Source organism: Streptomyces sp. TAA486 (assembly GCF_000426165.1).
Window position 1 is genome coordinate 263,551 of sequence record NZ_KE384503.1, and the last position, 26,449, is coordinate 289,999.

The 26,449-nt window shown below is 69.0% G+C and carries 20 protein-coding genes and 2 tRNA genes; 5 read left to right on the forward strand and 17 right to left on the reverse strand.

The window, feature by feature from the left end:
• Nucleotides 1–111 precede the first annotated feature (111 nt).
• Nucleotides 112–184 (reverse strand) — tRNA-Ala (locus I004_RS0128985).
• Nucleotides 185–311: 127 nt separating this feature from the next.
• Here I004_RS0128985 and I004_RS0128990 point away from each other — a divergent pair.
• Nucleotides 312–866 carry a DNA-binding protein gene (locus tag I004_RS0128990; protein ID WP_028438339.1) on the forward strand — a complete coding sequence of 185 codons (555 nt, stop codon included), beginning with the start codon at nucleotides 312–314 and terminating at the stop codon, nucleotides 864–866.
• Between the two features lie 32 nt (nucleotides 867–898).
• Nucleotides 899–2,209, forward strand: a complete 1,311-nt coding sequence (locus tag I004_RS0128995; RefSeq protein ID WP_028438340.1) for a serine/threonine-protein kinase — start codon at nucleotides 899–901, stop codon at nucleotides 2,207–2,209.
• A gap of 92 nt (nucleotides 2,210–2,301) precedes the next feature.
• Here the strand turns inward: I004_RS0128995 and I004_RS36840 are convergent, their stop codons facing one another.
• The 4 genes from I004_RS36840 to I004_RS0129015 form a co-directional block, all read right to left on the reverse strand.
• The gene (locus I004_RS36840) at nucleotides 2,302–3,753 is read right to left on the reverse strand and encodes a hypothetical protein (RefSeq protein ID WP_158677141.1); all 1,452 of its coding nucleotides are present in this window, start codon (nucleotides 3,751–3,753) and stop codon (nucleotides 2,302–2,304) included.
• A 104-nt stretch (nucleotides 3,754–3,857) separates the two neighbouring features.
• The gene (locus I004_RS36845) at nucleotides 3,858–5,894 is read right to left on the reverse strand and encodes a VWA domain-containing protein (RefSeq protein ID WP_051345564.1); all 2,037 of its coding nucleotides are present in this window, start codon (nucleotides 5,892–5,894) and stop codon (nucleotides 3,858–3,860) included.
• 230 nt (nucleotides 5,895–6,124) lie between these two features.
• Nucleotides 6,125–6,259 (reverse strand): DLW-39 family protein, encoded by a 135-nt coding sequence (locus tag I004_RS38700; protein WP_003958712.1) that lies wholly within the window; start codon nucleotides 6,257–6,259, stop codon nucleotides 6,125–6,127.
• 181 nt (nucleotides 6,260–6,440) lie between these two features.
• On the reverse strand, nucleotides 6,441–6,653 hold the full coding sequence (locus I004_RS0129015) for a hypothetical protein (protein ID WP_028438341.1): 213 nt from the start codon (nucleotides 6,651–6,653) through the stop codon (nucleotides 6,441–6,443).
• 144 nt (nucleotides 6,654–6,797) lie between these two features.
• Between I004_RS0129015 and hemC the strand changes: the two genes are divergently transcribed.
• A complete protein-coding gene (gene hemC / locus I004_RS36850) occupies nucleotides 6,798–7,826 on the forward strand; it encodes a hydroxymethylbilane synthase (protein ID WP_486580581.1) in 1,029 nt (342 codons plus the stop codon).
• 18 nt (nucleotides 7,827–7,844) lie between these two features.
• Here the strand turns inward: hemC and I004_RS0129025 are convergent, their stop codons facing one another.
• From I004_RS0129025 to I004_RS0129035, 3 genes are all read right to left on the reverse strand, one after another.
• A complete protein-coding gene (locus I004_RS0129025) occupies nucleotides 7,845–8,420 on the reverse strand; it encodes a dihydrofolate reductase family protein (RefSeq protein WP_028438342.1) in 576 nt (191 codons plus the stop codon).
• A gap of 149 nt (nucleotides 8,421–8,569) precedes the next feature.
• Nucleotides 8,570–10,966, reverse strand: a complete 2,397-nt coding sequence (locus I004_RS36855) for a tetratricopeptide repeat protein (RefSeq protein WP_158677142.1) — start codon at nucleotides 10,964–10,966, stop codon at nucleotides 8,570–8,572.
• 141 nt (nucleotides 10,967–11,107) lie between these two features.
• Complete coding sequence (locus I004_RS0129035; protein ID WP_028438343.1) at nucleotides 11,108–11,473, reverse strand: hypothetical protein; 366 nt, start codon at nucleotides 11,471–11,473, stop codon at nucleotides 11,108–11,110.
• A 1,018-nt stretch (nucleotides 11,474–12,491) separates the two neighbouring features.
• On the opposite strand from I004_RS0129035, the gene I004_RS40005 reads away from it, so the two are divergent.
• Both I004_RS40005 and I004_RS40615 read left to right on the forward strand, forming a co-directional pair.
• Nucleotides 12,492–12,791 carry a hypothetical protein gene (locus I004_RS40005; RefSeq protein ID WP_199779482.1) on the forward strand — a complete coding sequence of 100 codons (300 nt, stop codon included), beginning with the start codon at nucleotides 12,492–12,494 and terminating at the stop codon, nucleotides 12,789–12,791.
• A 651-nt stretch (nucleotides 12,792–13,442) separates the two neighbouring features.
• A complete protein-coding gene (locus I004_RS40615) occupies nucleotides 13,443–13,709 on the forward strand; it encodes a tyrosine-type recombinase/integrase (protein ID WP_028438345.1) in 267 nt (88 codons plus the stop codon).
• Nucleotides 13,710–13,764: 55 nt separating this feature from the next.
• On the opposite strand, the gene I004_RS0129055 is transcribed toward I004_RS40615, so the two are convergent.
• From I004_RS0129055 to dnaA, 9 genes are all read right to left on the reverse strand, one after another.
• Nucleotides 13,765–13,841: transfer RNA gene (locus tag I004_RS0129055), tRNA-Ile, on the reverse strand.
• 69 nt (nucleotides 13,842–13,910) lie between these two features.
• Nucleotides 13,911–14,573 carry a DUF3566 domain-containing protein gene (locus tag I004_RS0129060; RefSeq protein WP_051345566.1) on the reverse strand — a complete coding sequence of 221 codons (663 nt, stop codon included), beginning with the start codon at nucleotides 14,571–14,573 and terminating at the stop codon, nucleotides 13,911–13,913.
• A 3-nt stretch (nucleotides 14,574–14,576) separates the two neighbouring features.
• Nucleotides 14,577–17,216 (reverse strand): DNA gyrase subunit A, encoded by a 2,640-nt coding sequence (gene gyrA / locus I004_RS0129065; protein WP_028438347.1) that lies wholly within the window; start codon nucleotides 17,214–17,216, stop codon nucleotides 14,577–14,579.
• A 99-nt stretch (nucleotides 17,217–17,315) separates the two neighbouring features.
• Entirely contained in the window at nucleotides 17,316–19,412 is a 2,097-nt protein-coding gene (gene gyrB / locus I004_RS0129070) for a DNA topoisomerase (ATP-hydrolyzing) subunit B (RefSeq protein ID WP_028438348.1), read from the reverse strand.
• Nucleotides 19,413–19,655: 243 nt separating this feature from the next.
• Nucleotides 19,656–20,249 (reverse strand): DciA family protein, encoded by a 594-nt coding sequence (locus I004_RS0129075; protein WP_028438349.1) that lies wholly within the window; start codon nucleotides 20,247–20,249, stop codon nucleotides 19,656–19,658.
• Nucleotides 20,246–21,403: a DNA replication/repair protein RecF gene (gene recF / locus I004_RS0129080; RefSeq protein WP_028438350.1), complete on the reverse strand. Its 1,158-nt coding sequence runs from the start codon at nucleotides 21,401–21,403 to the stop codon at nucleotides 20,246–20,248. Before recF ends, I004_RS0129075 begins: the two co-directional genes overlap by 4 nt.
• An 8-nt stretch (nucleotides 21,404–21,411) precedes the next feature.
• Nucleotides 21,412–22,344, reverse strand: coding sequence for a phosphogluconate dehydrogenase (NAD(+)-dependent, decarboxylating) (gnd, locus tag I004_RS0129085; RefSeq protein WP_028438351.1), 933 nt, complete (start codon nucleotides 22,342–22,344; stop codon nucleotides 21,412–21,414).
• Between the two features lie 128 nt (nucleotides 22,345–22,472).
• Nucleotides 22,473–23,603, reverse strand: coding sequence for a DNA polymerase III subunit beta (gene dnaN / locus I004_RS0129090; protein ID WP_028438352.1), 1,131 nt, complete (start codon nucleotides 23,601–23,603; stop codon nucleotides 22,473–22,475).
• Between the two features lie 809 nt (nucleotides 23,604–24,412).
• Nucleotides 24,413–26,392 carry a chromosomal replication initiator protein DnaA gene (gene dnaA / locus I004_RS0129095; RefSeq protein WP_037978233.1) on the reverse strand — a complete coding sequence of 660 codons (1,980 nt, stop codon included), beginning with the start codon at nucleotides 26,390–26,392 and terminating at the stop codon, nucleotides 24,413–24,415.
• Between the last annotated feature and the right edge of the window lie 57 nt (nucleotides 26,393–26,449).

The window sequence follows — 26,449 nt, forward strand, 5'->3', positions numbered from 1 at the left end:
ATAGAGGGGGTGCGGGTGGCCAAGCCCCCGCCCCGCGAGGCGAAGCCGAGCACAAACAACGAGGGCGAACCTGTCCGCGCTCTCCGCGGACACAGTTCGCCCTCGCACTCGTGGAGCCTAGGGGAGTCGAACCCCTGACATCTGCCATGCAAAGACAGCGCTCTACCAACTGAGCTAAGGCCCCGCGCGCACAAGAGTACCGGCTCCTCTGAACGAATTCCGACCGGGTATCGCCCGGCGTCCGCCACGCTCCGTAGGATGCACGGCAAGTTCGCGTCAGCGAAGTGCCAGGGGAGTCCAGGGGAGACGTGATGGACGCAGCACAGCAGGAATCCACTGCCAAAGCGCGTGAGCTGCAAAGTCAGTGGTACGGCGAGCCGCTGGGTACTCTCTTCCGCCGGCTCATCGACGATCTCGGCCTGAACCAGGCCAGGCTCGCCACCGTGCTGGGTCTCTCCGCGCCCATGCTGTCCCAGCTGATGAGCGGGCAGCGAGCAAAGATCGGCAACCCTGCCGTCGTGCAGCGTGTGCAGTCCTTGCAGGAGCTCGCCGCGGAGGTCGCGCGGGGGGACGTCAGCGCGGCCGACGCGACGCAGCGCATGGAGGAGGTCCGTCGCAGCGCGGGCGGCAGCGTCCTCAACAGCCAGTCGCAGACGGCCTCTTCGGGCGCGTCGTCCCAGACGCCCGTCAAGCGGGTGGTCCGCGAGATCCAGGCTCTGCTGCGTTCCGTCTCCGACGCCGCGGACATCCTCGACGCCTCCTCCGCTCTCGCGTCCACTCATCCGGAGCTGGCAGAGTTCCTCCGGGTGTACGGGGCGGGGCGCACCGCGGACGCCGTCAAGCACTACGAGTCGCATCAGAACTGACGCGAGCAGAGGGCACAGGGGGACACGGCGTCATGGGTGAGGTCTTCGCCGGACGGTACGAGCTGGCCGACCCGATCGGGCGCGGAGGGGTCGGTGCGGTGTGGCGCGCCTGGGACCGGCGCCGCAAGCGCTACGTGGCCGCCAAGGTGCTCCAGCAGAGCGACGCCCATTCCCTGCTGCGGTTCGTACGCGAACAGGCCCTGCGCATCGACCATCCGCACGTGCTGGCACCGGCCAGCTGGGCCGCCGACGACGACAAGGTCCTCTTCACCATGGACCTCGTGGCGGGAGGCTCGCTCTCCCATCTCATCGGCGACTACGGGCCGTTGCCGCCGAGCTTCGTGTGCACGCTCCTGGACCAGCTGCTGGCCGGGTTGACGGCAGTGCACGCCGAGGATGTGGTGCACCGCGACATCAAGCCCGCCAACATCCTGCTGGAGCCCACCGGCAGGGGCCGGCCGCATCTGCGGTTGTCGGACTTCGGCATCTCCATGCGGAAGGGCGAGCCGCGGCTGACCGAGACGAACTTCGTCGTGGGCACACCGGGTTACTTCGCGCCGGAGCAACTGATGGGCGCCGAGCCGGACTTCACCGCGGATCTGTACGCGGTGGGGCTCGTCGGGCTGTATCTGCTGACCGGGCACAAGCCCGACTCGCTGGAGATGGTGGCCCGTTACGAGCACGGCGTTCCTCCGGCGCCGGACCGCGTTCCGGAGCCCCTGTGGCAGGTGCTGGGCCAGCTGCTCCAGCCGGACCCGCAGTACCGCTTCCGCACGGCGACGGGCGCGCGCAAGGCCCTCGCGGGCGCGGCGGAGATGCTGGCTCCCGACGCGACGGCCGAGCAGGAGACCGTCGAGGTCTTCGACCATCTCGGGCCGCTGCCGCAGGGCTTCGGACCGGACGGCCCGCTCGCAAGCGGCAACTCCGCGGACCCGGTGACGGGCGCCGGCGGCGCTTCGGACTCTCCCGCCGCTCCGGCTCCGGCCGCCGCCGCGATCTCTCCGTCGGCCACCGGCAGCTTCCATCTCGCGCCCCCGCAGGGCGGGTTCGGCTCTCCTGAGCAGCCCCGGACACCGCCGGCTCCGGGCCACGCGACCACGCATGCGTCCTCACCCGCGGCGTCCGCGCCACCCGCGTCAGCTCCGTACGGGAGCGCGCCCGCGCCCTACGGTGCGGTGCCGCAGCAGACGGCAGGTGCGGCACCGTACGCGCGGACGGCGGGTACTGCCCCCGCGGGCGCACCGGCGCGCAGACCGGGACCGCCCCCGAAGGTGGCGATCCCGGTCCTGGTCGTCGCGCTGATCTGTCTCACCGTCGGCGTCTGGGCGCTGATCGCCGCCTGACCCGGTCCGCTCGCCGATGAGCGGTCCGGGGCGGTTCGGGGGTCCTCCGGCCGCCGGTCACGGCGGTTTCTGTCCCCGCCGGCCCGGACGACCTAGTACCGCTGTTGCGGCGGCCCGTGCCCGTGGCCCTGTTCGGGGCCGTATCCCTGGCTGTATCCCTGGCCCTGCTGCTGTGGCCGGAGCGGCACCGTGCCCGACTGCCCGCCCTGGCCGGGGAAGCCGCCGGACATCCCGGGTCCCGGCGGCGGCACGGCACCAGGGCCCGCGGCCGTGCGCCGCCGCGCCGTCAGCGTCCACACCGCCAGCACGAGGATCAGCACCACACCCGCGCCGATGCCGGCGTAGGCCACGAGCTTGAGGGTCCCGCTGCGCTCCGCGTCCGCCGCGCTCTGGCCCTTCTCCGCCTGTGCCTTGTCGTCCTCGCTGACGCCGAACCCGGCGGCCGCGGCGTCCCCCGCGTACCGGGGTCCGGCCTCGGCCTTGCCGGTGACGTCGACGCGCAAGGTCAGCGGTGCGGTCGACTTGAAGTAGCCGGACAGCTTCGGCGACACCGTCACTGCCAGGTAGTGCCAACCGGCCACGCACGGCGTGTTGTTGGAGTAGGCGAAACGGCGCCCGTAGTCCACAGGCTGTGTGTGGACCGCGGCCTGCGCCGACTTGTCGGGGGTGTACGTGACGAACTGGTCCGCGTCGAACTGCCCCCGCGCCGGGTTGTAGGCCGTGACGCCGAGCCCGTCGTAGATCGTCGGCGGGTACTCGCCGGGCGAGCCCGCGCTGCCCAGTTCCACCGCGGCGTTCAGACGCTGCCCCCAATCGACCGGCACCCGGTAGAAGCGGGTCTCACCGGGCCGGATGCGGTCCTTCCACTGCCCTTTCGAGACGGCTCCTGCGTCGTTGAAGCCGCTGCCGCCGTGTGCCCGCTTCTTCTCGCCGCCGGTGACGGGCTCGGGTGTCTCCTCGGGCGTTGCCGCGTTGTCGTTCGGGGCGCCCGGCAGGGCGTCGAGGCCGCCCTTCAGGCCCGGCTCCGCCATGAAGCGGATCTCCAGCGGCCAGCGCGCCGGGTCCGAGGTCGCCGGGCCCTCGCGTTCGACGGAGAAGAGATACGGGCCCGCCTTCTGGCATTCGTCGTTGGCGCCGATGATCCGCGTCGCGTAGCTCGCGATCGGGTAGGCGGAGCCCTCGGCGCTGAACTGCGGCTGGGTCGCGCCGTTGCAGGCGCTTCCGTCGACGTTCTCCAGTCCGATCTTCAGGCCCTCGCCGATGTCCTTCACGCGCGAGCCCGGTTCGGGTGCGGCGACCGCGGAGATGAAGGCGCTGGATTTCGCGTCCAGTTCGACGCGGTAGTACCTCTTCTCGCCGCGGCCTATGGAGTCGGTGTACGTCGCCGGCGCGATCTTGGGTGCGTCGCCGCTGCTGGCCGTGCCCTTGATCTTCTTGGCTTCGTCGGCCTGCTGGTACGCCGGTACGTCTCCGGCGGCGCCGTCCGAGGGCGCGGCTGACGCCTGCCCCGGCAGGGCTGCCGCCAGGCACAGTGCCCCTGCCACGGCTGCCACAGGTACGGCGGCCCGCCGCCTCGTCCTGCCGTTACTGTCACGTCGCGCTGCGCTGCCGCAGCGCTGCGCGCTGCCGATTCGCCCTGGTCGCCGCGTCACCACGCGTTCCCCCTCATCGCTTCCGCCCCGCCGTCTCCACTGCCACTGCCACTGCCTCCACTGCCACTGCCTCCGGCGCCTCTGTCTCCTGGGGGACCGCTTCCGCGGCGCGCCGCCACGAACCACCAGGCGAGCCCGGCCAGGAGCAGCAGCCCCACTCCACCGGCGACCGCCGCCACGACCAGCGCCCCGCTGCCTCCCGCGCCGTCCCCCGCGGCACCGCCCGCACCGCTGCCCTTGCCGTCGGACGCCGGGTCCGCCGGAGACGCCTTCAACGCCGGGGCGTTGTGCTGCGGTCCCGCCTTGGCCTCGCCCTTGACGTCGACGCGCAGCGTCACCCCGATGTCGGGATTCTCCGCGATGCGCGAGGCGTTGGCGCCGAGCGTGACCGCGATGTAGTAGTCGCCGTCGGTGTGGACGGGAACGACGTGCGTACCGCTCTCGAAGCGGTTCGTCCAGGAGACCGGAACGGTACCGCCCGAGACCTTGCCCGGATCGCCGTCGTAGGAGGACCGCGTGGTCAGTTCACCGGCCCCGGTGACCGGCTGCCGGTAGGGCGTGTAGGTGTCGGTGCGGCTGAAGGAGTACTCGGTGTTGTACTCCTCCACCGTCGGCTCGTTGCTGAACTCCACGTCGTAGCGCAGCTGCTGGCCCCAGCCGACCGGCACCCGGTACCAGAGCGTCTGCGACGGCAGCACCTTGTCACGCCATACGCCCTTGCCGATCCGGGCCGCGTCGTTGAAGCCGGTGCCGCCGCTCACCTTCCTCGCGTTCCCCTGGGGCAGCGTCGCGTCCTGACCGCCGGCGCCGTAGTCGGGCTCCGACCGCGCGGGTGTGGTGCCCGTCTTCAGCGGCTTCTCCGCCGCGTACATCAGCTCGAGCGGCCAGCGCGCGGAGTCGGAACGGCCGACGCTCTCACTGCTCACCCGCTCCACCGACAGCAGATAGCGTCCGGGCCCGCGGTCGCAACGTCCGCTCGAACCCGCGTCGCCCGGGATGCGGCTGACTCCGGCGACGAGCGGCACTCCTCCCTCGTCCTGCCCGAAGCGCTCGGTGCTCGACTGGCAGCTGCTCGCGGACGGTCCCGGCGGGGTCAACTCCGTTTGCAGACCGTCCAGATCGTCCACCACGGAGCCCGGCTTGGGCACCGCCGTGGCGGCGAAGTCGGCGGTACGGGCACCGTCCATGCGCACCGCGTACCAGCGCTTCTCACCCGGCCCGATGGTGTCCAGGTACTGGCCCGAGGCGCTGCCGAGCTTCGTCGCATCGCCGGACTCCGCTCCGCCGTCGATCTTCTTGCCCTTGAGCCGGTACCCGTCCACCGAGAGCCGGCCGGCACGCTGCAGTTGACGGGCGAGAGCATCGGCGTCCGGGGCGTCGTAGTACGTGCCGTTGCCCGCGCCTGCCACGCACTCCAGCTGCTCGCGGGCCTTGCCGCGCACCTTGAAGCCGATCGCGTCGATCCGCAGGTCGATGCCCTGCTTGCCCAACTCCCGTGCCACCTCGCACGGTTCGGGGTCGCCGCAATTGTCCTCACCGTCCGAGATCAGCACGATCGTGCGCTGGCCCGTCGCGCCGTCGGGAACCTCCGGGAGGTCCTCGGCGGCCTTGCGCAGCGAATGACCGATGGGCGTGTCCCCCTTGGGCCGCACCTTCGCGACCGCGTCCTTGATCCCGGACCGGTCCAGCGGACGCACGGACTGAGCGAGCCGGGAGTCGGTGCAGCCCTTCTGCTTCTGCGAACCGTAGAGCCGCAGCCCGGTCGGATAGCCGTCCGGCAGGCTGTCGACGACGGTGCCGACGGCCTTGCGTGCGGACGCGATGCGCGTGCTTCCCGAGCCGTCGTCGTCCGCCATGGAGCCCGACGAGTCCAGCAGCATGACCATCGAACTGTTGCCGTCTGCAACGCCTGCAACTGCGTCCGTCGACTCCGCCGCGGCCGGTGCGGCAAGGATCAGTGCGCACAGCGCTCCGATCGCCGTCCCACCCGACGCCAGGCACTTCGCCCGGCCGGCGCCCCACTGTGATCCCATGTGTCCCCCGCCCCCCTCGCACGCGGGCGTGCCCGCCACATCTTTGCGCGAGACACTATTGCTTTGCTTAAGCACACTACAAGGGGTGGTCCGTCACAGAACGGCAACGCCCTGCCGGCCCTCCCGGCCGCTCGTCGCCGGCGTCCCGCACCGCTCCCGCACCGCTCACGCACGCAAGGAGGCCCCGACCGCCTGTGCGGTCAGGGCCTCACTGCGCGAACGTCGTGGTTTCACACACCCGAACCTGCTGGCACGGAGTCGGTCGCCTCCGTCCACAGATCCTGCTCGGCGCGGTCCGCCTGGATCTGGCGGTACACGAGGAGCCCGCCGATGGCGGCCAGTGCGACCAGGAGAAGCTTCTTCACCGCGCTACCTCGTCCTTCTGAGAGACGTTGGGACCATCTGGCGCCCGATGATACCCAACCGGCTCCCGCCACCGCGGAGTCCGCCCCGACGGGGGACGGCCTCCGTTCCGCGGCCCGCACACACCCGTACAGGCGGACCTGGCGCGCGGATTCAGCGCGACGAAGACCTCATTCCCACACGTCATTCCCACACGTCGGCCTTCCCGCCCCGCCATTCGATCAGCACCGGGTCGTCGAGACGCACCTGGTCGGGGTCGAGCCCCGCCTCGCGCAGGATCCCGACCAGATCCGCGATGCCGCGGGCGAATCCGAGATCGTCCCCATCGACTCTGTCAGCGGTGATACGGCGCCCACCCGTGGGGGCGGGCGGATGCACGACGATCGACGCAGTCATAGCCAAAAGAGTGCGACGGTTCCGCAGCCACCGCATCTCGAACCGGTCACTCATGGTGCGGCCTTCAACACACAGTGCCATACGTGCCGATGAGCGTCCCCGGCGTCCTACGTTGAGAGCCGAACCCCGAGAGGATCCGCCACCGTGACCGACTTCCCCGGCTTCCCCGACCGGCCGCTGCTGATCGGCACCCGCAGCTCACCCATGGCGCTCGTCCAGGCCGGCCATGTCGCGGACCTCCTCGGGCGGGTCGTCCCCGGCCTGACCACACGTACCGTGCCGACCACCACGTCCGGCGACACCTGGCCGGGCTCCCTCACACAGGCCGGCGGCAAGGGGCTGTTCGTCAAGGGCATCGACCAGCAACTGCAGCGCGGCGAGATCGATGTGGCCGTCCACTGCCTGAAGGACGTCCCCGGCGACCAGCCTCTGCCGAAGGGCCTCGTCATCGCCGCGACGCCGCCGCGCTCCGACGTGCACGACGTGCTCCTCGTGCCCGCCGGTTCACCGGTGAACTCCCTCGCGGACCTCCCCGCCGGCGCGGCAATCGCCACCAGCGCAGTGCGCCGCAGGGCCCAACTCCTCGCCCTGCGGCCCGACCTACGCATGCTGGACGTCCGCGGCGCGGTCGCCACACGGCTGGAGAAGCTGGACGGGCAGCGTGGCGGTCTCGAAGCGGACGCGATGGTGCTGGCCGAAGCGGGGCTCGAACGACTCGGCCTCACCGACCGCATCCGCCGCCGGTTCCCGCTCGACGAAGTGCTGCCGGCGGTCGGGGCGGGAGTGCTGGCGCTGCAGTGCCGACGGGACGACGAGGCCGTCGCCGCGCTGCTCCACCGCATCGACGACCCACGTACACACGCGGAAGCCACCGCCGAACGCTCGATGCTCCGCGGCCTGCACGGCCACTGCAACTCGCCTGTCGCCGCGCACTGCGTGACGGATGCGGAAGGCCAACTCGGCCTTCGCGGCACGGTGTTCACCCTCGACGGCACCCGCACGGTCCGCGCTCACCTGCACGCCCCCTCCGCCGCACACGCCGCGGAACTGGGCACCCGCGTCTGCGCCGAACTGCTCGACCAAGGCGCACGCGCCATCATCGACGCGACGACCGTGAACCCCGACCCCACGGGAAATCACCGAGCCCGCGGAGACTCCGGGCCGCAGCCGTGACCCTCGAATCCGTACGGGTCAATGGAGCGTGGGCCGGTAGATGACTTCCTGGACGTGACCGTCGAGCGTCCGCGTCTCCATCAGTTCCAGGTCGAAATCGGCCGCACCACGGAAGATCGGGTCCAGCCCGTTGCGACCGGTGATGACGGGGAAGAGCGTCACCTGCACGCGGGCGACCAGGCCCGCGGCCATCAGCGCCCGGTTCAACGACAGGCTGCCGTGCGAGCGCAACGGCACCTCGGACTCCTCCTTGAGCCGGGCGACGACGTCGACGGCGTCACCGCTCACGAGGGTCCCGTCCGGCCAGTCGAGGGGGCCTTCCACCGCCGTCGACACCACCGTTGCCGGCAGGTTCCTCATCCGCGTGACCCACGGGTCACGCACGTCGGACTCCTCGGTGCTCTCGGCCAGCATCCGCTGGAAAGCCCGGTAGGTGTTGGCCCCGAAGACGATCCGCTGCTCCGCGTCGTACAAGGCACGGCGGCGTTCGAGCAACTCTGGGCCCTGCTTGCCCCAGTAGCCGGTCCAGTCGCCGCCGGCTGCGCCGTAGCCGTCGAGGCTGGAGAAGACGTCGACGGTGTAGGTGACGGTCATGGCGTTCCCCTCGAGTGCGGTTGGTCCGTGTGAGTACAGGCCAGGACCACCGCGATACTCATCGCCGCCGGAACGGGCCACATGAGCCGCAGACGCAGCGGGAAGCCCGCGGGCTCGTGCTCACGACCTGAGGACGGAGCCTCTGACGGTCATACCGGTTGTTCGGGTAGGCCCGGGGTCTCTTGATGGTCTGGGGCGTCTGCTGTGGTTGCTGTATCCGGCTGCTGCACAGCTCGCGGATCGTTGCGCACCCGGGCGAGGTTGTTGCGGGCGGAAAGGGTGTCCGGGTGCTCCTCACCGAGCAGCCGCCCGCGATCGGCCAGCACCCGCTCACACAGGTCGACGGCCTCCTGAATCCGCCCGGTGTCGGCGTAGGAGAGGGCGAGATTGTTCCGGGCGGAAAGGGTGTTGGGGTGTTCGTCGCCGAGCAGCCGCTCGTAGTCGGCCAGCACCCGCTCACGGATCTCGAGGGCGTCCTGGACCCGTCCGGCGTCGCCGTAGCAGTTGGCGAGATTGTTCCGGACAGAAAGGGTGTCCAGGTGGTCGTCAACGAGTAACCGCTCCCGATCGGCCAGCACCCGCTCGCACAGATCCAGGGCTTCCGGGACGCGCCCGGCGTCGCGGTAGGAGCTGGCGAGATTGTTCCGGGCGGAAAGGGTGTCCGGGTGCTCCTCACCGAGCAGCCGCTCGCGATCGGCCAGCACCCGCTCACACAGGTCGACGCCCTCCTGAATCCGCCCGGCGTAGCCGTAGGAGAGGGCGAGGTTGTTCCGGGCGTCGAGGGAGTAGGGGTGGTCCTCACCGAGCAGCCGCTCGTAGTCGGCCAGCACCCGCTCGCACAGGTCGACGGCCTCCTGGACGCGCCCGGCGTCGCTGTAGGAGAGGGCGAGGTTGTTCCGAGCGGAAAGGGTGTGGAGGTGGTCGTCACCGAGCAGCCGCTCGCGGTCGGCCAGCACCCGCTCACGGATTTCGAGAGCGTCCTGGACCCGTCCCGCGTCGCCGTAGGAGAGGGCGAGATTGTTGCGGGCGATGAGTGTGAAGGGGTGGTCCTCACCGTGTAACCGCTCGTAGTCGGCCAGCAGCTCCTCGCACTGGTCGAGCGCGTCCTGGACCCGTCCGGCGTCACGGTAGGAGTGGGTGAGGTTGACGCGGGCCGTGAGGGTGTCGGGGTCGTCGGGACCATGGATCTCGATGCTGCGCTCGACGGTCCTCCGGTCGTACTCAAGTGCCTGGTTGTAGAGGCCGGCTGCTCTGAGACTGCTGCTGACGCGGTGAACACACGGGTGGGTCGTGGGTTGCCACAGGGCCGGGCGGGTGTGCTGGTCGAGCTGCACGGTGCTGGCGCGCAGGTCCGCCGAAAGCTCTCTGTCGTGGTGGTCGAGGTCGGGCCAGAGGTGCAGGAGTGCGTCCGCCGCGGCTTTGGCGGTTGCGGGCAGGCACTTTGCCGGGATCGTCTCGCGTACGGCGCGGGCGGTCAGCGCATGGATGCGAACGGGCGCTTCGGCGGTGTCCTGCGTGATGAGTGCGTAAGTGCGCAGGAGGTCCAAGGCATCGTGGATCTCCTGCTCGGTCACTGGCGGATGGTGCTGTCGCAGCAGGCGGCGGTGGCCGGGGCGTGCCGTGCGCAAGTACCGCATCGCGGGGGGTGTGGTCCACAGATCGGCGGGGTGGCCGAGGAGGTCCAAGAGGGAGACCAGTTCCAGCAGCGGCCGCGCCAGGCGGCTGGTGTCGGTGGCCCGTACCTCGGTGAGAGAGAGCAGGAGTGCCGTGGTGACGGGGCGTCCGTAGCCCTCGGTGTCGGCGGTGGGCGGGAGCAGGTCGCCGACCCGGTTACCGGCGTCGCGGAAGAGCGTCAAGTAGTCGCCGACGGTGCGCCGTTTGTTGATCACGTAGGCGGCGGCGTGGCCGAGAGCGAGGGGCAAATGGCCAAGTTCGGCGGCGAGTTGGTCGGCGTGCTCCGGGTCGTAGAGGTGGGGGTGGCCGGCGTCGGTGAGGCGGCCGCGCAGATAGGAGCGGGCCTCCTCCGGTGAGTAGAGGTCCACGTCGAGGAGTTTGCGGCCCTGGCCGCTGAGCAGGGCGTCGCGTCGGCGGGTGGTGGCCAGAACCCAGCCGTTGTGGTTGCCGTCAGGCCACCACGCATGCACCGCTTCCGGGTGGGTGATGTCGTCCAGCACGACGAGCCACCGCCGAGGGGTGGACGCCAGCCATGCCAGGAACGCCTGCGCCGCAGCGGCGCTGTCCTCCGATGTGCTTCCCGGCAGCTGCAGCGTCGCGGCGGTCTCCGCGTAGGCGGCGATGATCTGGTCGGGCTCGGTGGCGTTCACCCACACCAGCAGATCCAGCCCTTGACCTTCCGTTCGTTCCAGGTCGCGCGCCTCTCGCGCGAGTGAGGCCGCGAGTTGGCTCTTGCCGACGCCACCGTCCCCCGTGAGGACTTGTGAGAGGGCCGTTCCGCTGCCGCCGGCGCGGGCTCGTGCGACCGTGTCCCGGGTGGCGGTGCGTGGCTGGAAGGCGGCCGCGAGCGGCGGAACCCTCCCCACCCGCACCGGCCACTCCACCTCCGGCCTCGGCGCAGGCGGGATGTGCACATGCACGTCACCCGCGCCCTGAACGACGTCACGTCCGGCCTGCGCGCTCTGCCGTGTGCGGCGTTTCCCCGAACTCTCCACTGCTGCCGGTCCCCCCGTTCAGGCGCGGTTGCCGCCCACCTGATCGATGTCACCACCACCGCGCGCCTTCTGCCGCACGTCCTCCCGCCCCGGTCGGCGTCGTGACGCGGCACCCTCACCGTGATCGCCGCCCGTCTGCGTCACGCTGCCCCGGCCTCGCGCGGACTGCCGCACCCGGCGAACCGCGGAGCCGCCTGCCGGTGACGTACCGGCCTGGGACGCCCACGAACCCAGCGCGGCGAGAACCCCCGCGGCGACCACGCCCGCCACCGGACCGATCACCTCCCACGGGTCATCACCAGCGTCGGACAGCAGGGCCCAGGGAACCGCCACAGCGAAGAACCCCAAGGTCGAGCCGGCCACCGCCGCCAGCCACCGCAACACAGCCCGAGCCTGCACACCCGCCCCCGCCCGACACCGGCAACACCCGCTGAAACACTTCATGTTCGCACGCACCGCCCCGCGCACACCGGGACAAGCCGGAAACAGGGCACTGACCGCGAGGGCCCGTCTCGGGCGCGGTGACCGCAGGCTCGACCGCCGGACCGAGCCTCCACGATCTTGAACCGGCCCGGCAGCGACCGCACTTGCGCTCGCCGGCTGATCCCGCCGTGGATGCCGGCCCCGGACGTCAAAAGAGGACCTACTTCCGGAAGCAGGTCCTCTTCGCGCTGGCGGGGCTAACAGGACTTGAACCTCATCCTTATCAGGTCGGTCAATCGAGGGTACCGGTGCTGGCGGCTACCCCTTCTCCTGCTGGTAGGAGGGTTGTTGACGTCTGGTCGCAGCTGCCGAGATCTGCCCCTGTTGTTGTCAGCTGGCGTTGTCAGTGACGTCATCCCTGCGGCACGGTTCCACATGGAACCCTTCTGAGCCTTAGCGGTGGATAGCTCCGACATCTACGGTCGCAGGGTCACGCGAGCGACGAGAAGACCACGTAGGCCCCCGACTCGGTCAGGGTGGCCGAGTCGGGACCCTACGTCGTGAACCACCGTCAGCTCACGGACTCAACACGCCAGCCCTCTTGCCAGACGAGTCACACGGACCCAATTCCGCGAGAACGGGCGATTTGATCATAGGGGCTTCGCGGGCGACTGGGATTCTGACACACGCGGCGGTAGGAAGCTCCTGACTCAGCAGCTCCCGATTCGGCCGAGGCGACCGAATCGGGAGCACACCGCGAGTCACTCACGCAATTTGTGGTCACTATGCGCAGGTTGATCATAGGTCGCTGCTGACCTGCTGGGTTCATCGACACGCAAAGGTCACTGGAGCGAAACCTGACGCCTAGTCAGACAATGGCGGCGTGTTGGGCTGAAATGACACTCCTTTCGTGAATAGCTACTGCTATTCCTTGCGCGATCCTACGGATCGCGCTCAGTGCACTCGAAGTGGAGAAGTCATGCGCATGTTTCGCGGGGCTGCCGTAGTAGCCGCCATTCTCGGTAGCGTCGGCATGGTCGGTGCCGGTGTCGCGTCCGCCGGCGGATGGGAGCACACGCAGCTCCCGAACGTCACCTGCACCCAGTCGAACGGTGACACCGAAGGCGACGTCGACGCCCCCGCCCTCGCCGCACTGACCGGCGGCGGCGGCAGCGCCGACTCCCGCAACCTGCAGAACAACTGCGGCGTCGGCATCATCGGCAACGACCAGAGCTCCGGTGACGCCACCGGCGGAGACTCGACCCCCGCCGCTGCGTGACCTGCTAGTAGCGGCAACAGCTGAAACGCTGTAGCAACTCCCGGGCAACCGCGGGCTTTTACAGGGCCGACAGCCAAGTAGGCCCCGCTCGCGCCAGGTCGGCGTAACGGCTTTGGGCGGGAGCTGCCATGGGGCGAGAGATCGGGGGCTCGTAAGCTTCCCGCGACCCGGGCAGCTCCTAGCCTGCCCGCCATAGCCCGAAGTGAGCCCCCGATCTTCGAGGCTCGCCCCATGGTGGCTGCCTAAAGCCGTGGAGCCGACCGCCCCGCCATGACGGTGCCTCTCAGCAACCCCCCGCACTGCGGGCGGCCGACGGCCGGGCCGCGCCGGGCGAAGACAGGTGCGCGGCCCGAAGTCGTCGGGCCGCCTGCCCGCGCCCTGCGCGGGCCCTTGAGCAGATCGTCAAGCCGAACCGAGAGCACAACACCTACCTGAAGTATGAGTCCAAGATTCGGCTCTACGCGGCCTGTGTGCTCGTCCTCGTGCTGGGGCTACGGCGCAGTGAAGTCCTGGGCCTGCGCTGGCAGGACATCGACTTCGACAACCAGCCCTTCACCCCGGTCAAGCAGGTGCAACGGGAGGACGGTGGCTTGGTGCTCAAGGATCTTAAGACGGAGTCCTCCCAAGCGGTGCTGACGCTGCAACGGCGGCATGATCGAGCCGCGAGGCTTCTCACGGAGCTTCGAAGCTCTCGTCAAGCGCGCCAAGGTGCGCCCGGTGACCGTCAGGCTTGCTCGGCACACCTGCGGAACGCTGCTGGGCTTCCTGAAGGTGCATCCCAAGGTGGCTCAGGCGATTCTCCGGCACAGCCAGATCAGCATGACCATGGACGTCTACACACACGTTGTGGACGATGACCAGCGGGATGCTGCGACGCTGCTTGCCGACCTGCTGAGGGATGATCGTCCGGCCGGTTGATGTCAATTGGTGATGTCAAAGGCCAGTGCTGGATATCCAACACTGGCCTTTTCACTGGTGGGGCTAGGAGGACTTGAACCTCCGGCCTCATCCTTATCAGGGATGCGCTCTAACCATCTGAGCTATAGCCCCTCGCTGCACCGAAAGGTTAGCGCACTTCACCCACGTGCCCAAATCCGTTCAGAGGCCCGATCCTGCTGCTCACTCGTCCTCGGCGAGGGTGACCTCGACGCCTCCGACGAAGCCCGCGGACAGGTTGTAGATGAAGGCACCCAGCGTCGCCAGAGCCGTGGCCAGCACCACGTCGATAGCGGCGATCACCGACGTGAACAGCAGCACCCGCGGCAGCGACAGGAACGACTCCACGTCGAATCCGCCGTCGCCGGACTGCGTCGCCTGGCTGACCGTGCCGGAGATGGCGGAGAAGACGCCCATCGCGTTCATCACCATCCACAGCACTGCCACGGCCACGATGGTGCACACGCCCAGCGCTATCGACAGCAGGAAGCTGACCTTCATGACCGACCACGGGTCGGCCTTGGCCACGCGCAGCCTCGCCTTGCGGGTGCGCGGCACCGTGCGGGCCCCCGTGCGGGGCCTGCGAACGGTGCTCGCGGAGCCACCCATACCGAAAGCGGTGCCGGCCTCCGTGGCGGTGCCCGAACCGTGCTGCTGCCCGCCGGCCGTCGACCCCGCGGCCGTGCCTGCGTTCGTACCCGCCGTCGGCGGATTCACCGGCGGGGCGGGGTACGCCTGCGGCGGACGGTGCGGCTGCGCCTGAGGCAGAGGCTGCGACTCCTGCGGCGGCTGCTGTCGCGGCTCGGCCTCCTGATGCGCATGGGGCTGCGGCTGAGCACCACTCACGCGTTACTCCTCGTCGTCCGGCTCGCTCGACGTGGCAGCCGGCTCCTCACCCAGCAATCCGCCGGGCTCGACAGCCGCCTCCACTTCCTCGGCCTCGCGACCGGCCTCGGCGTTACGAGCAACACCGACCACCGCGTCCCGCTTGCCCAGGTTGATCAGTTGGACGCCCATCGTGTCACGGCCCGTCTCCCTGACCCCACTCACACGTGTACGGATCACACCGCCACCGAGCGTGATGGCGAGGATCTCGTCGCTCTCCTCCACCACCAGCGCACCGACCAGCGAACCGCGGTCCTCCACGATCTTGGCGGCCTTGATGCCCAGACCGCCGCGGCCTTGCACGCGGTAGTCGTCGACATCGGTCCGCTTCGCATAACCGCCGTCCGTGGCGGTGAAGACGAACGTACCCGCACGAACGACGTTCATCGAGAGCAGTTCGTCACCTTCACGGAAACTCATGCCCTTCACACCAGAAGTCGCACGTCCCATGGGCCTCAGAGCCTCGTCGGTCGCGGTGAAGCGGATCGACTGGGCCTTGCGGCTCACCAGCAGCAGATCGTCCTCGGGGGAGACCAGTTCCGCGCCGATCAGCTCGTCGTCGCGTCCGTCCTCCATCTGCCGCAGGTTGATCGCGATGACACCGCCGGAACGCGGGGAGTCGTAGTCCTTCAGCGGAGTCTTCTTCACCAGGCCCGACTTGGTGGCCAGCACCAGATACGGCACCGCCTCGTAGTCCCGGATCGCGATCATCTCCGCGATCTTCTCGTCCGGCTGGAACGCGAGGAGATTCGCGACGTGCTGACCGCGCGCATCCCGGCTCGCATCAGGCAGTTCGTAGGCCTTCGCACGGTAGACACGGCCCTTGTTCGTGAAGAACAGCAGCCAGTGGTGCGTCGTCGAGACGAAGAAGTGGTCGACGATGTCGTCCTCTTTGAGCTTCGTGCCCCGCACGCCCTTGCCGCCGCGCTTCTGCGCCCGGTAGTCGCCCGTCTTCGTCCGCTTCACATAGCCGCCACGCGTGATCGTGACGACGATGTCCTCCTCTGCGATCAGGTCCTCGATGGACATGTCGCCCTCGAAGGGGATCACCGTGGTGCGGCGCTCGTCGCCGAACTTCTCCACGACCGCGGTGAGTTCCTCGCCGATGATCTGCCGCTGACGCTCGGGCGAGGCCAGGATCGCCTTGTACTGGTTGATCTTCGCCTGCAGTTCGTCGTGCTCGGCGGTGATCTTCTGACGCTCCAGGGCCGCCAGTCGCCGCAGCTGCATCTCGAGGATCGCGTTGGCCTGGATCTCGTCGATCTCCAGCAGACCCATCAGGCCGCCGCGCGCGTCCTCGACGGTCTGGCTGCGCCGGATCAGCGCGATGACCTCGTCGATCGCGTCGAGCGCCTTCAGCAGACCACGCAGAATGTGGGCCCGCTCCTCGGCCTTGCGCAGCCGGAAACGCGTCCTGCGGACGACGACATCGATCTGGTGCGTCACCCAGTGCCGGATGAAGGCGTCCAGCGACAGCGTGCGCGGCACGCCCTCCACCAGCGCCAGCATGTTCGCACCGAAGTTCGTCTGCAGATCGGTGTGCTTGTAGAGGTTGTTCAGCACGACCTTCGCGACAGCGTCCCGCTTGAGGACGATCACCAGCCGCTGACCCGTACGCGAGGACGTCTCGTCCCGCACGTCCGCGATGCCGCCGACCCGGCCGTCCTTCACCAGCTCGGCGATCTTCAGCGCGAGATTGTCCGGGTTGACCTGATACGGAAGCTCGGTCACCACCAGGCACTGGCGGCCCTGCAGCTCCTCGACCTCCACCACTGCGCGCATCGGGATCGAGCCGCGTCCGGTCCGGTAGGCCTCCTCGATGCCCTTGCGCCCGACGATCAGCGCGCCCGTCGGGAAGTCCGGGCCCTTGATGCGCTCCATGAGCGCATCAAGCAGTTCCTCGTTGGAGGCGTCCGGGTGCTCCAGGTACCACTGCGCGCCGGAGGCGACCTCACGCAGATTGTGCGGCGGGATATTCGTCGCCATGCCGACCGCGATGCCCGCACTGCCGTTGATCAGCAGGTTCGGGAAGCGCGCCGGCAGAACCGTCGGCTCCTGGTTGCGGCCGTCGTAGTTGTCCTGGAAGTCGACCGTCTGCTCGTCGATGTCCCGCAGCATCTCCATCGAGAGCTGCGTCATCTTGCACTCGGTGTACCGCATGGCCGCCGCCGGGTCGTTGCCCGGCGAACCGAAGTTGCCGTTCGAGTCCACCAACGGCATGCGCATCGACCAGGTCTGGGCGAGGCGCACGAGCGCGTCGTAGATCGAGGAGTCACCGTGCGGGTGGTACGTGCCCATCACGTCACCGACGACGCGGGCGCACTTGTAGAAGCCCTTCTCCGGCCGGTAGCCGCCGTCGTACATCGCGTACAGCACGCGCCGGTGCACCGGCTTCAGACCGTCGCGGATGTCCGGCAGCGCACGCGAGACGATCACGCTCATCGCGTAGTCGAGATACGAGCGCTGCATCTCGGTCTCGAGGCTCACGGGATCGACGCGCGAGGCCGTGCCCTCGATCTGCACCGGAGCGGGGTCTCCGGCGACGACCGGCTCGACGCCGTCGCCCTCAGGGGTGTCAGGGGTGGGGGAAATCTCGTCGGCCATTGCTCAGCTCAAGTCCTTCAGTGTGTGGTGCGCGCCGGACTCCGCGACGGGATACCTGCCTGCGGCGCTACGGCGGGCGACTGGCTCAGATGTCGAGGCTCAAATGTCCAGGAAGCGGACGTCCTTGGCGTTGCGCTGAATGAACGAGCGCCTGGCTTCCACGTCCTCGCCCATGAGGATCGAGAACAGGTCGTCCGCGGCCGCGGCATCGTCCAGCGTCACCTGGCGCAGCACCCGGTGATCGGAGTCCATGGTGGTGATGCGCAGCTCCTCGGCGTTCATCTCGCCCAGACCCTTGAACCGCTGGATCGAGTCGTCCTTGATCCGCTTGCCCTGCTCACGGCCGAGCTGGATGAGGCTGTCGCGCTCACGGTCGGAATAGGCGTACTGGTGCTCGTCGCGACCCCACTTGACCTTGTACAGCGGCGGCTGCGAGAGGAAGACATGCCCCGCCTCCACCAGTGGACGCATGAAGCGGAACAGCAGCGTCAGAAGCAGCGTGTTGATGTGCTGGCCGTCGACATCGGCGTCGGCCATCAGAATGATCTTCTGGTAGCGCAGCTTCGCGATGTCGAAGTCCTCGTGGATGCCGGTACCGAACGCCGAGATCAGCGCCTGCACCTCCGCGTTCTGCAGCACCTTGTCGATCCGCGCCTTCTCGACGTTGAGGATCTTGCCGCGGATCGGGAGGATCGCCTGGAACTCGGGGTTGCGGCCAGACTTGGCCGAACCGCCGGCCGAGTCGCCCTCCACGATGAAGATCTCGCACTTCGCCGGGTCGTTCGACTGGCAGTCGCTCAGCTTGCCCGGCAGCGACGCCGTCTCCAACAGGCCCTTGCGGCGGGTGAGATCGCGCGCCTTGCGCGCCGCCACGCGCGCCGTTGCCGCCTGGATGCCCTTGCGGATGATGTCCGCGGCCTCGTTCGGATTGCGGTCCAGCCAGTCGCTCAGGTGCTCGTGGGTGATCTTCTGGACGAAGGTCTTCGCCTCCGTGTTGCCCAGCTTCGTCTTCGTCTGGCCCTCGAACTGCGGCTCACCCAGCTTGACGGAGATGATCGCCGTCAGGCCCTCCCTGATGTCCTCACCCGTGAGGTTGTCGTCCTTGTCGCGCAGCAGACGCTTGTCACGCGCGTACCGGTTGATCAGACCCGTCAGCGCCGCACGGAAACCCTCCTCGTGCGTACCGCCCTCATGCGTGTGGATCGTGTTGGCGAAGGAGTACACACCCTCGCTGTACTGGTTGTTCCACTGCATCGCGATCTCGACCGAGAGCAGACGCTCCTTGTCCTCGGCCTCCACGTCGATCACGGTCGGGTGCACCAACTCGCCCTTGCGGGAGTTGAGATAGCGCACGAAGTCGGAGATGCCGCCCTCGTAGTGGTAGCGGACCGAGAGCTGGTTGCCGTCCTCGTCCACATGCTCGGGACGCTCGTCCGTCAGCTCGATGGTCAGGCCCTTGTTGAGGAACGCCATCTCCTGGAAACGCCGCGAGAGCGTCTCGAACGAGTACTCCGTGCTCTCGAAGACCTCCGGGTCCGCCCAGAACGTCACGGTCGTACCCGTCTCGTCCGTGGCCTCATTGCGCTTCAGCGGAGCCGTGGGGACACCCAGCTTGTAGTCCTGCGTCCAGCGGTAGCCGTCACACTGGATCTCCACCGCCAGACGCTGCGACAGCGCGTTCACCACGGAGACGCCGACGCCGTGCAGACCGCCCGAGACCGCGTAACCGCCGCCGCCGAACTTGCCGCCCGCGTGCAGCACGGTCAGGACGACCTCCACCGCCGGCTTGCCCTCGGACGGCACGATGCCCACCGGGATCCCGCGGCCGTTGTCGACGACTCGCACCCCGCCGTCACCGAGCAGCGTCACCTTGATCGTGTCCGCGTGGCCCGCCATGGCCTCGTCAACCGCGTTGTCCACGACCTCCTGGACCAGGTGATGCAGACCCCGCTCACCGGTCGACCCGATGTACATGCCGGGGCGCTTGCGCACCGCCTCCAGGCCCTCGAGAACCGTGATCGCGCTCGCGTCGTACGACGGCTCCGCGACCGCGGACACCGGCGTCACCGGTGGACCCACCGGGGGGACCTCGGCGCCCGCGCCGTCGACGAGCGCGGCACCAGTGTCAGTGGAGTTGTTCTCGTACTCGTTGAGATCGCCGGAATCGGCCACGAAGCGCCCTTTCTGGCACAGCACAGGCCGCCTCCAGGATCAGTGGAGCGGCTGCGTCGTTCGACATGTTCCGCTACGGAGCGGTTCTCAACCAGTGTACCGGTGGCGGCAGCGCGAATGGGCGTTTGCCGGTGCCTGAGTCCGCATGTGCCGAGCTGAACTGGCGTCCGGCGACTCCCCATATGCACACCGGGGGGCCAGATCGCTCACAGGGGCGCTCAGCGCTTCGGGCTGTCAACGCTCCATCACCGTGAGCGCCGTCACGAATCACCCGTAGGTGTCCCCCGGCCCCTTGCTACCCGGTGCACGCAAAGGACCACTGCGCGTACCCGGCGCCTGCGGACCACGCACCTTCAGGAACGCCACGGTCCCCTCGCCGAGATCCTCGTTCAGACGCGCGACGAGCCTCGGGGCCAGCAGCCGCAACTGCGTCGCCCACGCCGTGGAATCACAGCGCACCGTGAGCACCCGCTCCTCCTCGTCGAACCGCTGCGGCTCGCAGTGCTGCGCCACCTCCGGCCCGACCAGCTGCGGCCAGCGGCCCATCACGCCACCCACCGCGGCCGGAACCTCCCAGCCCCGCTCCGTGATCAACCCCCGCACCGCAGACCCCAACGACAGCGGGTCACGCCCGTCACGGCCCGCGCCCGAACGCGGCACCCGCCCGCGCCGCACATCCTTCTTCTGCTGCGCCGCCGCCCCGCGCGCCCGCGCCTGCTCCTTCGCCGCACGCAGCGCCACTCGCGCCAGATCCACACCCGTCGGCTCACCGGGCTGTGGACGCTCCGCGCCCGGGGCCTGCGCATCCGCCGGACCCGGTGTCTGCTCGGACGAGGTCTCCGGGGAAGGCTCGTCGCTCATTCCGCCACGACCTCCCCGCCGGACACCGCGAACCGGGCACCCGCAAGCACCTCCGGCACGTCCTCCGGCACCGCCGCCGTCACCAGCACCTGCTCGCCGGGCGCCACCAACTCCGCCAGCCGCGCACGCCGTTGTACATCCAGCTCCGCGAAGACGTCGTCGAGGACCAGCACCGGCTCATTGCCCTCGCTCTTGAGCAGCTCGTACGAAGCCAGCCGCAACGACAGCGCCAGCGACCACGACTCACCATGGCTCGCATACCCCTTGGCCGGCAGCTCGCCCAGCTTCAGCACCAGATCGTCCCGGTGCGGGCCCACCAGCGTCACGCCGCGCTCCATCTCCGCGCGACGCGACTCCCGCAATGCCCCCAGCAGCCCCTCGTACAGCTCCGCGGGGGAGACGGCGGCGCCTCCCTCTCCGTCGTCACCGCCGGCGCGGCTGCCGTCCGCCGGGGCACCCTTGTACTCCAGGCCCACCGGACCACCGCCGGGTGCCAGACGCTCGTACGCCTTGTCCGCCAGCGGCCGCAGCGCCGATATCAGCTCCAGCCGTCGCGCGAGCCACTCGGCGCCCACACGGGCCAGATGCTCGTCCCACACGTCGAGCGTCGAAGTGTCGACGTCGCGCCCGCCGTGGCGCCGCGCCATCACCGCCGACTTCAGCAACGAGTTGCGCTGCTTCAGCACCCGGTCGTAGTCGGAACGCACCCCGGCCATGCGCGGCGAACGCGCGGTCACCAACTCGTCGAGGAATCCCCGGCGTTCACCAGGATCGCCCTTCACCAGCGACAGATCCTCCGGCGCGAACAGCACCGTCCGCACGATACCCAGCACGTCACGCGGCTTGACCTGCGAAGACCTGTTGATCCGCGCACGGTTGGCCTTGCCCGGGTTCAGCTCCAGCTCGACCAACTGCTGCCGGTCCCCCTGCCGGACCACCGCACGTACGACGGCACGCTGCGCGCCCATCCGCACCAGCGGGGCGTCCGACGAGACCCGGTGGCTGCCGAGCGACGCGAGATAGCCGACGGCCTCCACCAGGTTCGTCTTGCCCTGCCCGTTCGGCCCGACGAACGTCGTCACGCCCGGACCGAGAGACACCTCGGCCCGGGCGTACGAACGGAAGTCGGCGAGCGACAGATGCGTGACGTGCATCGGAACCGTCAACCACCCACAGGCGGAAGGACATCGGCGCCCGGAGTGTCACCGTCCACATGGGCACCGCTCGCGGAGACGGCGTGACCGCCGAACTGATTCCGAAGAGCGGCCACCATCTTCATCTGCGGCGAGTCCTTCTGCCGGGACGAGAAGCGGGCGAAGAGCGACGCCGTGATCGCCGGCAGCGGGACCGCGTGGTCGATCGCCGCGTCGACCGTCCAGCGGCCCTCGCCCGAATCGGCGGCATAGCCCCGAAGTTCGGCCAGGTGCTCGTCCGATTCCAGCGCCTTGACCGCGAGATCCAGCAGCCAGGAACGGATGACGGTGCCCTGCTGCCAGGAGCGGAAGACCTCACGCACGTCGGTGACCGAGTCGACGGCCTCCAGCAACTCCCAGCCCTCGGCGAAGGCCTGCATCATCGCGTACTCGATACCGTTGTGGACCATCTTCGCGAAGTGGCCCGCACCGACCTTGCCCGCGTGCACGGCACCGAACTCGCCGTCGGGCTTGAGGGCGTCGAAGACGGGCTGCACGCGGGCCACGTGTTCGGCGTCGCCGCCGTACATCAGCGCATAGCCGTTCTCCAGGCCCCACACGCCACCGGAGACACCGCAGTCCACGAAACCGATGCCCTTGGCGGCGAGCTCCTCCGCGTGCTGCTCGTCCTCCGTCCAGCGGGAGTTGCCGCCGTCGACGACGATGTCGCCGGGGGCGAGCAGCTCTGCCAGCTGGTCGATGGTCGTCTGCGTGGCATCGCCTGCAGGGACCATCACCCACACGACGCGCGGTCCCCCGAGCTTCGACACCAGCTCCTCGATGGTCCGCACATCCGCGACGTCCGGATTGCGGTCGTAGCCGATGACTGTATGGCCGGCCCGGCGGATGCGCTCGCGCATGTTGCCGCCCATCTTGCCGAGACCGATGAGACCGAGCTCCATCAGTGCCCCTTCTTTCACGATTCGTACCTCCGCCCGAGCCTACGCCCACAGGGTGTGTGCACACCTGTGGACAGGGGGCGCTCAGACGTTGCTGACCAGGGGCGACGGCCCGGTCGCCGGAAGGAGCCTCAGCCCGACAACCGCACGGGCATGATCAGGTACTTGTACGCGTCGTCCGCCTCGACGTCCTTCGCGGGCTTGCCGCTCAGCAGCGCCGGCTTCGTCGACGTGGTGAACGAGAGCTGGGCGACGGGGGAGTCGATCGCGCTCAGACCCTCGAGCAGGAAGCCGGGGTTGAAGGCGATCGAGACGTCGTCGCCCTCCAGCTCCGCGTCCACACGCTCCACAGCCTGTGCATCGTCGCTCGAGCCCGCCTCAAGAGTCAGAACTCCCTGCTCGAAGCTCAGCCTGACCGGGGTGTTCCGCTCGGCGACCAGGGCGACGCGCTTGACGGCCTCGACGAACGGCGCGGTTTCGATCACCGCGACCGAGTTGAACTCCGTGGGGAACAGCGTGCGGTACTTGGGCAGATCGCCCTCCAGCAGCCTGGTCGTCGTACGCCGGCCCGCGCCCTCGAAACCGATCAGGCCCTCGCCCGAGCCCGAACCCGACAGGGCCAGCGAGACGTTGTCGCCGCCGCTGAGCGACTTCGCCGTGTCCAGCAGCGTCTTGGCCGGTACGAGCGCCACCGAGGACGCGTCGGGTGTCTCCGGCTTCCACAGGAACTCACGGACGGCGAAGCGGTACCGGTCCGTCGAGGCCAGCGTGACGGTGTCGCCCTCGATCTCGATCCGCACACCGGTCAGCACGGGCAGCGTGTCGTCACGGCCGGCAGCGATGGCGACCTGGGCGACGGCGGAGGCGAACACCTCGCCCGGAACCGTGCCGGTGGCGGTGGGCATCTCGGGGAGCGCCGGGTATTCCTCCACAGGCAGTGTGTGCAGGGTGAAGCGGGAGGAGCCGCAGGAGACGGTCGCCCGTACACCGTCTGTGGAAATCTCCACGGGCCGGTTGGGGAGCGAGCGGCAGATGTCGGCGAGCAGACGGCCGGAGACGAGGACCGTGCCCTCCTCCTCGACCTCGCCCTCGACCGAGACGCGGGCCGAGACCTCGTAGTCGAAGCCGGAGAGGCTCAGGGAGCCGTCCTCGGCCTTCAAGAGCAGGCCAGCAAGGACAGGCACGGGCGGACGGGCAGGGAGGCTCTTCGCCGCCCAGGCCACCGCCTCCGCGAGTACATCGCGCTCTACCCGGATCTTCACCTTCAGCCGCCTCCTGCTGTTGCTGGCTACTCGCCCTGCTGCTTGTCCTAGTCGGCTCGTTGCCGGGGACCAGTCTGACGCACGTCGCCGACAGGCGGCGTGGGTGTGGGTCAAGTCGTTGCGGGGTGGGTAGGAGGGGTCCGGCGCACGTTGTGCACAGCCCCCACTTCGAAACAGATTCAGCGCTATATATCCGTGGTCGTAGTAGTAGGGGTTGTGGAAACCGTGGACAACTCCGTTTTCCCAGCTCAGTGCGCGAATTCTGTCCACCGTCCCTGTGGGCGCGACCAGTGGACGAACGACGGTTTCTGTGGACAGCGGAAAGTTCTGCACACCCGGTTCACAGCCCGGGGCGACTTCCCCACAGCGCGATCCGAAGTTTTCCCCACCTTTCCCACAGGCCGGATCCGGGTCCGGTGTGACGGCTTTCACTCGAACCAGTGAGCAGGCGCGTTGAGTTGCCGAACAGTGGACAGCCCTGTGGAGAAGCTGGGGACAAGACCGTGCCGCCTGTGGGCGGGCGGTGGACAGAGGTCCCTGCAGCCTCGATGGCCACTCCAGGGTCCACACCCTGTGGATCGGAGTTGCTCACAAATCCACACCCCGGTGACCTCCACGGATCAGTGAACAGGGGACCCATCTGTGGAAGCGATCGGGACAACTTCTGCGGCCCACAGGGTGTGGACGCCTCATTCGCCCGCCGCCTGTGGAGCGGGCCCTCCCGCACCGTCGGATTCGAACAGCGAAGAGCCCCCGAGGAGTTGGCTCCCAGGGGGCTCGTGGCGAAGTGCCGCGGTTGAGCGGCGCGCTCAGGCGTTCTTGATGCGGTTGGTGAGCTCGGTGACCTGGTTGTAGATGGAACGCCGCTCGGCCATGAGCGCCCGGATCTTGCGGTCCGCATGCATGACTGTTGTGTGGTCGCGGCCGCCGAACTGGCTGCCGATCTTCGGCAGCGACAGATCGGTGAGTTCGCGGCACAGGTACATGGCGATCTGCCTGGCGGTCACGAGGACGCGGCTGCGGGAAGAGCCGCACAGGTCGTCGACGGTCAGGCCGAAGTAGTCGGCGGTGGCCGCCATGATGGCCGGCGCGGTGATCTCCGGAGTGGCGTCCTCACCACCGGGGATCAGATCCTTGAGGACGATCTCGGTCAGGCCGAGGTCGACGGGCTGCCTGTTGAGCGAGGCGAACGCGGTGACGCGGATGAGGGCGCCCTCGAGTTCGCGGATGTTGCGCGAGATCCGCGACGCGATGAACTCCAGCACCTCGGGCGGTGCGTTGAGCTGCTCCTGGACCGCCTTCTTGCGGAGGATCGCGATGCGCGTCTCCAGCTCCGGCGGCTGCACGTCCGTGATCAGGCCCCACTCGAAGCGGTTGCGGAGCCGGTCCTCCAGCGTGACGAGCGCCTTCGGAGGGCGGTCGCTGGAGAGCACGATCTGCTTGTTCGCGTTGTGGAGCGTGTTGAAGGTGTGGAAGAACTCCTCCTGCGTCGACTCCTTGTCGGCCAGGAACTGGATGTCGTCCACGAGAAGGATGTCCATGTCGCGGTAGCGCTTGCGGAACGCGTCCGCCTTGCCGTCGCGGATGGAGTTGATGAACTCGTTGGTGAACTCCTCGGAGCTCACGTAGCGCACCCGCGTCCCCGGGTAGAGGCTTCGGGCGTAGTGACCGATGGCGTGCAGCAGGTGCGTTTTGCCGAGACCCGACTCCCCGTAGATGAAGAGCGGGTTGTACGCCTTGGCCGGCGCCTCGGCGACGGCGACCGCCGCGGCGTGCGCGAACCGGTTGGAGGCACCGATGACGAAGGTGTCGAAGAGGTACTTCGGGTTCAGACGCGCCGTCGGCTCGCCGGGCCCCGTGGCCGGCGCGGGCTGCGCGGCGAGCGGCCCCGGAGCGCCGCTGGACGCGGGCAGTTGGGACGGGCCGTCGTAGCGCGGCGCGGGTGGCTGGCCCTGTGGCGGCACCTGCGCCTGCGGCATCTGGCCCTGCGGGGGCGGCAGTTGCTGCTGCGCCTGGCGCTGGTGCTCGTAGGACTCGTACGACGGCTGAGGCCGCTCGTACTGCTGCTGGTGCGGGGCCCGGTGCTGGTCGTAGTGCTGCTCGTACGGCTGCTGCTGGTGCGGCTGCTGTGTCTGCTGGGGGTGAGTCTGCCGCTGTGCGTGGTGCGTCTGCTGGTTCTGGGGCGCGTACTGGTCGCGCTGGTGCTGCGGCCAGGCGCCGGTCTGCCGCGGCGCCTCCGGGTATTCCGGGTAGGCGGGGCGCGGGCTCGGCAGGTCGCGGGTCTCGTATCCGTCGTACCTGCTGCCCCCGTATCCGCCGCTGTCGTAGCCGCCGGTCTCGTACCCACCTCCGTCGTATCCGCTGCCACCGCGGTCCTGGCCCGCCGGGCCGGAGCTGTCGTGAGGTGCGGGGGTGTGCTGAGCCGGTACGGACGGCGAGGTGTGCTGCGAATCCGCTCCGGCCGCGGCAGCGGCGGCGGCAGCGGCGTCAGTGGCCGCGGACTGCGCGGACGACTCCGGCGCGGGTCCCGTCACGGTGATCGCGAGCCGGATGGGCTGCTGGCACTCGCGGCTGAGAGCGTCGCTGATCACCGGCGAGAGGCGGCCCTCCAGAACACCCTTCGCGTACTCGTTCGGCACGCCGAGGAGTGCCGTACCCGACACGAGCACGAGCGGCTGGGCCTCGCGCAGCCAGCGCTGGTCCTTGGCTTCGACGCCCTGGCCGTCCGAGAGGAGATGATCCAGCACTCGTGGCCACACTGCGGCAAGATCGGCAGGCAGGTCAGCCACAGGTCACGCTTCTCTCACTCGCTGGATGTGATGGTTCGGTGAAGCCGGTCAGATCCC

Excerpts from the sequence above, each read along its gene's own strand:
- I004_RS0128990 (WP_028438339.1), top strand. The coding sequence starts at position 312 with ATGGACGCAGCACAGCAGGAATCCACTGCCAAAGCGCGTGAGCTGCAA.
- gnd (WP_028438351.1), bottom strand. The coding sequence starts at position 22,344 with ATGGAGCTCGGTCTCATCGGTCTCGGCAAGATGGGCGGCAACATGCGC.
- I004_RS0129075 (WP_028438349.1), bottom strand. The coding sequence starts at position 20,249 with ATGAGCGACGAGCCTTCCCCGGAGACCTCGTCCGAGCAGACACCGGGT.
- I004_RS36845 (WP_051345564.1), bottom strand. The coding sequence starts at position 5,894 with ATGGGATCACAGTGGGGCGCCGGCCGGGCGAAGTGCCTGGCGTCGGGT.
- I004_RS40005 (WP_199779482.1), top strand. The coding sequence starts at position 12,492 with ATGCGCATGTTTCGCGGGGCTGCCGTAGTAGCCGCCATTCTCGGTAGC.
- I004_RS0128995 (WP_028438340.1), top strand. The coding sequence starts at position 899 with ATGGGTGAGGTCTTCGCCGGACGGTACGAGCTGGCCGACCCGATCGGG.
- recF (WP_028438350.1), bottom strand. The coding sequence starts at position 21,403 with ATGCACGTCACGCATCTGTCGCTCGCCGACTTCCGTTCGTACGCCCGG.
- I004_RS40615 (WP_028438345.1), top strand. The coding sequence starts at position 13,443 with ATGATCGAGCCGCGAGGCTTCTCACGGAGCTTCGAAGCTCTCGTCAAG.
- gyrA (WP_028438347.1), bottom strand. The coding sequence starts at position 17,216 with ATGGCCGACGAGATTTCCCCCACCCCTGACACCCCTGAGGGCGACGGC.
- I004_RS0129015 (WP_028438341.1), bottom strand. The coding sequence starts at position 6,653 with ATGACTGCGTCGATCGTCGTGCATCCGCCCGCCCCCACGGGTGGGCGC.
- I004_RS0129025 (WP_028438342.1), bottom strand. The coding sequence starts at position 8,420 with ATGACCGTCACCTACACCGTCGACGTCTTCTCCAGCCTCGACGGCTAC.